Origin of the sequence: Nostoc sp. DedSLP03, from assembly GCF_034530815.1 — a bacterium.
In the GTDB taxonomy this organism is placed as follows: domain Bacteria; phylum Cyanobacteriota; class Cyanobacteriia; order Cyanobacteriales; family Nostocaceae; genus Nostoc.
Window position 1 is genome coordinate 1 of sequence record NZ_JAVRCK010000185.1, and the last position, 5,158, is coordinate 5,158.

Consider the following 5,158-nt stretch of genomic DNA (forward strand, 5'->3'; position numbering starts at 1 on the left):
TGTCACTGAAAGCATAAGATGAGCAAGTTGCTCACTTTATGGTTTCAAAGCGGGTTGCTCAACTTATGCTTACACAAGGAAGGAGTAGCACCGTCCAGTAGCTCTGGTGTGGGTTCAAATTAGTACACTCGGTATAATTGAGAGGCTTTCCAAACCCTCAACAGGGTTAATTCCAAGCTTGTAACACCACCTTAAAAACTTAGTGAGAGTAGGTTTTCGCCGATATTTGACTAGCGGGGTATCTTGAGAAAAAGAAGTCGAACTAAGCGTTGGCATAGCGGCAAAAATCTGTCCGACAGATTGAGCAGCCCACTTTTCCCAATCAAACCGAGACCCCTGAGCAAAAGAAGTATTGTCTACAAACCGACCGAGCCATGCATTACACGCACAACAATAGCCAAGAGAATGGCAGTCTAGATTGAGAAATTGTTGAAAGCAACCACAGTACAAGCACCGCAGTTGTAGGTAACGTTGGTGAACTGGACAAACAGTTACACCTTCTATTGTCCACAACAAAGGGTTATAGATAGGTAAATCAGCTTCGCGCCAGTCTTGATAGCAACCAGAACACCAACGTTGTTCAGTATGGAAAATATGATTGAAGTTAAGCTGCCAGGAGTGGCATTGAAGTAAAGTCAGAAAACTCAGATCAAGCCTAGCAGTTAATTTCTCAACGATGGCAACTACCTTTAAGACATGTTGCGTTCGGTCTAACCAAAATTTAGCAGACTGCTGTTGTAAAAGTGCAGGCTCTCGATGCCAAGCATTGATGAGCATTTTGATAGCATCATCAGCTTTCAAGAAATCGGGTGGTTGGTTGCTCTGAATAAATAACGGCGTAATTTTATAGCGAATTAAACTAGCAATCGAGACACCATGTGCAGCAGCCAAGCGCTGTAAGTAACTAGTAAAACTTTCAACTGTGGGTGTACCAAAACCTATTGGTTTAAGAGAATAAAGATGGCTGCGTTTTGGAAGTTGGTTCATCGTTAAGTCCCACGACTCATAATTAGCCAAACTTTCAACCGACATTTTCACCACCTCCAACAGGACGACGTTGAGGTTTAGTATTACCAGTAGTAGAGCGACGGGATTTAGTATTGGTTGTATTGGTTGTCTGGGATGTGCTATGTGTAGCTGACCCATGATGAGATTCTAAACCTAAAGCAATTCTCAAAGCCGAACTATCTGGGGTAAACTCAAGTTGCTTTTCTCCTAATCGTGTTTCGTTGAAGATAATCATGCATTGTTCATGAGAGTAAGCAGAAGATTTTAAATGCGACAGAGTGAGAGTTTTAGCTCCATCCAATAACGCCGTTGCCAATGCTTGAGATAACCAATCTTTGAGAATACCGACACAACCGAAACTGCGTTCGTAGCAAAAATCCCAGTATTTAAGTAAATCAGGCTCTTCTTCAAAAGGTAAATGACGTTGAAAAGTTTGAACAACACCTCTGAAAGCTTTTAAATCTTCTTCATTCTCGACTTTGTATCGCTCAAAATGAATATCCAGGCTGCGCCTGCACAACTGGGCACTCAAGTTACGAAGTATCAACAAGTCATAAGTACCTGCCAGTACGAATTTGACTTGAGTAAGGTTTGCTAGGGACTTAATACAGTCTGTCTGGTCGCGTAATTTTCGACCACTGGCAACTTTACTGAGATTTTGTGCTTCATCAAGGCAAAAAACTTTCAGACGACGATGTTTAAGAGCAGCTTCTAAGGATGTTTTCAACTTCAAATTAGTAATTCGACCATAACTAGGTAACTGAATGCAAGGGTCTTGGAGAACGCCCAAAGCACGTAGATAAAAATCTTTCCAATCAAAATTACTAAATTCCGGGGTAGCAACTTCGATATTAGCAATAGGAATAAAACCTTTATCTAGTTCCATTTCTTTGTGAAAAGAAGCTAGTAACCTTTGTGTGATGCGACGTAATAAGGTGGTTTTCCCTACACCTGTTGGCCCAAATAAAAAGATTAAAGAAAAGAATCCTGGGTCATCAATTGCATTTTTGAGTTTCTCTGCTGCTATTAATAATTTGGGGTGCGCCATTGTATATTGCTGGAAATAAGAAATTCTGTCAGCAATAGGTAGAGTTAGTAATTCTTGAGGAAAGCTATAATCATGTGCCATTAGAACTCTCCATAATATTCAAGGGTTTCCGTGCTATATGCAGTCAAATTGCTGATAATTTCACAATTTTTACCTTCATTGGTCGAGTCATCTCTTGGACAATCATTATTTTCCTCTACCGCAAATTCTGCCAAATTTAACTTTGGTTCCGGGATCAAATTATTTTGAATAATTTTATGAACTTTGTCATGTTCAGTATCGCGCAAGCGTTGTTTCAAGATAGCGCCTTCTTGAGCGAATTTTGAGTTTAAAAATTCTACTAATTCCCGATCATTTATTGTTAACTTACGTCCGTAATTGCGTTGGCGCTGATTAAGTTCTGCACTCGCCAGCCGAATTTCTTTTTCGGAACGTCCTTGGAAGTATTGATAGTAAGAAGAAATGCATTTTACCCACTGTCCTTGTGCTAGTGCATAGGCAATTCCTGCATTCCAAGGGTCATAACGAACCCACAGCATTGATTTTTCGATTTCTGGATCGCGGAATACATCTGCCCAGTAATAAATATTGTGTATTTTGACACCCTTTCCTGGCTGAACTTTACGCTTTCGTTGATCTGGTGCTGGTAGAGTTAGAATCTGGAATAATTCGTCATATGCTACTCTTCGGTGTAAGCGACTTCCACCTGTTGCTAATCCGGTAACAAAAGCATCGCACGGACTAGTACCTAATGCCGGATGCAATCGTTGGTCATAAACAGAATATGCCCATTCGCAAAAAGCAGAGTACAGTTCTTCTAGTGTCCAAATTGCTAATCTTTCTGGACTGACAGATTTGGTGACTTTACGGTGAAGGCGTTTGATTTGGGTGTTACCTTGCAACTCATGAATAAACTGCGTGTTGGCAGTCCCAAATAGTCTTTCAACAATTGAACCAAACCGAGCATATGCTGGCGGTCGATACTTCAGCGTGCAAGTATAAGATGCCAATAATTGTTCAAAATAATGACTGTGAAACTCTTTTCCATTATCTACAACAATATTTTGCGGAAACCGTCCAAATCTAGCAACGCATATGCGAATTACCATCATACAATCACGGTAGCTTGGCTCATCGAAGGTCAGATAAACTGATAAAATTCTTCGACTATATGCATCAACCATGAAGGTTGCCCAAGGACGACCTAAATTGTGATGAATTGAGTTATTTGTAGCAATATGACAATTAGTTAGAGATTCGAGTGAACTGACTAATTCAATGTCAATTTGAGTATGGTCAATGTGAACAATCTCAAAAGGGCGACTGCCATGCCGTGGAGTAGTTTGCTTTAATTCCCAATAAAATGGTTCTTCGGAAATAGCCGCTCGATTACCAAGACGTTTTCTGGTTTGATGATGGCCGCTTCGCTGTTTGATAGCTTGGCAAAATGTGATTCTCGATGGAGGTTTGAATGGGGGGTCATGGGTTTGGCAAGCTAAAACAAATGATTCATAAACCCGTAATTTTCTGCGTTGTTTGGGTGTTTCATAATGCTCTAGTATAAAATCGAGCATAAATTCTTGAGTTTGAGAATCAATTTTTGGAGTCCGATTGCCTTTATTATTATGTTTAGGCAGTAATCCCAGGTATCCCTGTCCATAAATGAGTAAAGCTTTTTGGTACTGAGTGCGCCAACGACGGATTGTGCTGCTTGGATATGCTCTCAGAGCATCTCCTAAATATGGTTGTATTAAATTGTAGCGACGGTTGGCTTCTATAATATCTTCACAAGTTGCGTGTTTAATAATTTCTGCCGCTGCTGCTTTAATATTTGAGGTTTGTGTTGTCTTATCTCCCACAATTTTACCTGTATCAATCAATGCTGTAAGCGCTAAATTTGGTAGTTCTATAAGTTTGCCATCTGCACGTAATAATCCAGTAGTGGTCGTCCCGGTATTTACTATCTCCCATGACTCTCCATCCCAAGAAATATTAGTACCTACTGCTATTTGGAGTAATATTTGATTACTAGTTTGGGTTGTAGATTCTATTGAGTTAAGATGCTCATAAGATAAAGCAACATCTTGGTTAATAAATACGAATACAGTTTCCGGTTGCGAAAGTTTAACTTTATTAAGTTCTACGTAAAGTTTATCTGTGGCAATTAACCAATAAAGTACATCAGGATTTATTTCTTCATTTTGTAACAGTTCTGTCAGGGTGATTCCTAGATGATTGTTTACTGTGTTTACAATCAAACTTTGCTCGGTTTCGTCTATAATTTCTGATGAGTATCCGAAATAATCTAACAGCCAAATTAGATTTTGTTGGAAGTTCCAATTAATTAGAGCATCTGACCATACATGAAAGTCCAAACCATGACCATGAGCGTATTCTTCACCTGGGGGACAATGCCATTTGCCATCTGAGTTTTTGCAATAGCGATTTGGATTCAATTCGTTCAGCTTGTTAAGTTCAAGTTCTGTTTTGCATTCCTCCCAAAAAGCTGAATCTGTCCGAATTATAAAGAAATCGGGTGTATACTGGTGTCTATTTTTTCGTCCGCTTTTGCTTTGATAGACTAATTCTATTGCTGGCGGTTGGTCGTAATATTCGAGTACGCATGGGTCATGTTCTAGTTCATAAATACGTGCTAATTCGTTATGATGGCTCTCGAATTGAATAGTACATCCCATTTTTCGACTAGGGTAACTACCACAAACGTTTTTCCTTGCCCCTGTTACTCGACGAGATGGGTTGCTGCTGCGAATCTCCTCAATGATTGCCTGCCCTGCTTGACTGAGGTCTTGTTGACGGCACCAGTTGTTAAATTCTTGCTTGTCAAGCATAATTTTTGGTTAGGAGAGAGTGTTGCGATCATTTGTCTCTCCTACTCTTTATCTCAGCACAAAGCTGTATATTTATGAACAAAGTGTTGAAAATGTTTGCTCAACTTATACTTTCTAAATCATATTTTTGCTCAACTTATGCTTTCAAAACTCCTATATTTATTTTTTCCTTCTGACATGGTTAATACGGTTTCAAGCAATCTGTTGCTCAACTTATGCTTTCAAAGTTGCTCATTTTATCCTTACAGTGACA

At 39.5% G+C, this 5,158-nt stretch carries 3 protein-coding genes; all 3 read right to left on the minus strand.

Going from position 1 to position 5,158, the window contains the following annotated elements; translation table 11 throughout:
- Positions 1-114: 114 nt before the first annotated feature.
- From RM368_RS37815 to RM368_RS37825, 3 genes are read right to left on the minus strand one after another with little or no spacing between them, the layout of a single operon-like run.
- Positions 115-1,032: a TniQ family protein gene (locus tag RM368_RS37815; protein ID WP_322698817.1), complete on the minus strand. Its 918-nt coding sequence runs from the start codon at positions 1,030-1,032 to the stop codon at positions 115-117.
- On the minus strand, positions 1,022-2,137 hold the full coding sequence (locus tag RM368_RS37820) for an ATP-binding protein (RefSeq protein ID WP_179070233.1): 1,116 nt from the start codon (positions 2,135-2,137) through the stop codon (positions 1,022-1,024). The genes RM368_RS37815 and RM368_RS37820 overlap by 11 nt, the downstream gene beginning before the upstream one ends.
- Positions 2,137-4,905 carry a DDE-type integrase/transposase/recombinase gene (locus tag RM368_RS37825; protein ID WP_322698818.1) on the minus strand — a complete coding sequence of 923 codons (2,769 nt, stop codon included), beginning with the start codon at positions 4,903-4,905 and terminating at the stop codon, positions 2,137-2,139. Before RM368_RS37825 ends, RM368_RS37820 begins: the two co-directional genes overlap by 1 nt.
- Between the last annotated feature and the right edge of the window lie 253 nt (positions 4,906-5,158).

What these genes read in the sequence shown, in the direction of transcription:
- RM368_RS37815 (WP_322698817.1), bottom strand. Translation starts at nt 1,032, where the DNA reads ATGTCGGTTGAAAGTTTGGCTAATTATGAGTCGTGGGACTTAACGATG.
- RM368_RS37820 (WP_179070233.1), bottom strand. Translation starts at nt 2,137, where the DNA reads ATGGCACATGATTATAGCTTTCCTCAAGAATTACTAACTCTACCTATT.
- RM368_RS37825 (WP_322698818.1), bottom strand. Translation starts at nt 4,905, where the DNA reads ATGCTTGACAAGCAAGAATTTAACAACTGGTGCCGTCAACAAGACCTC.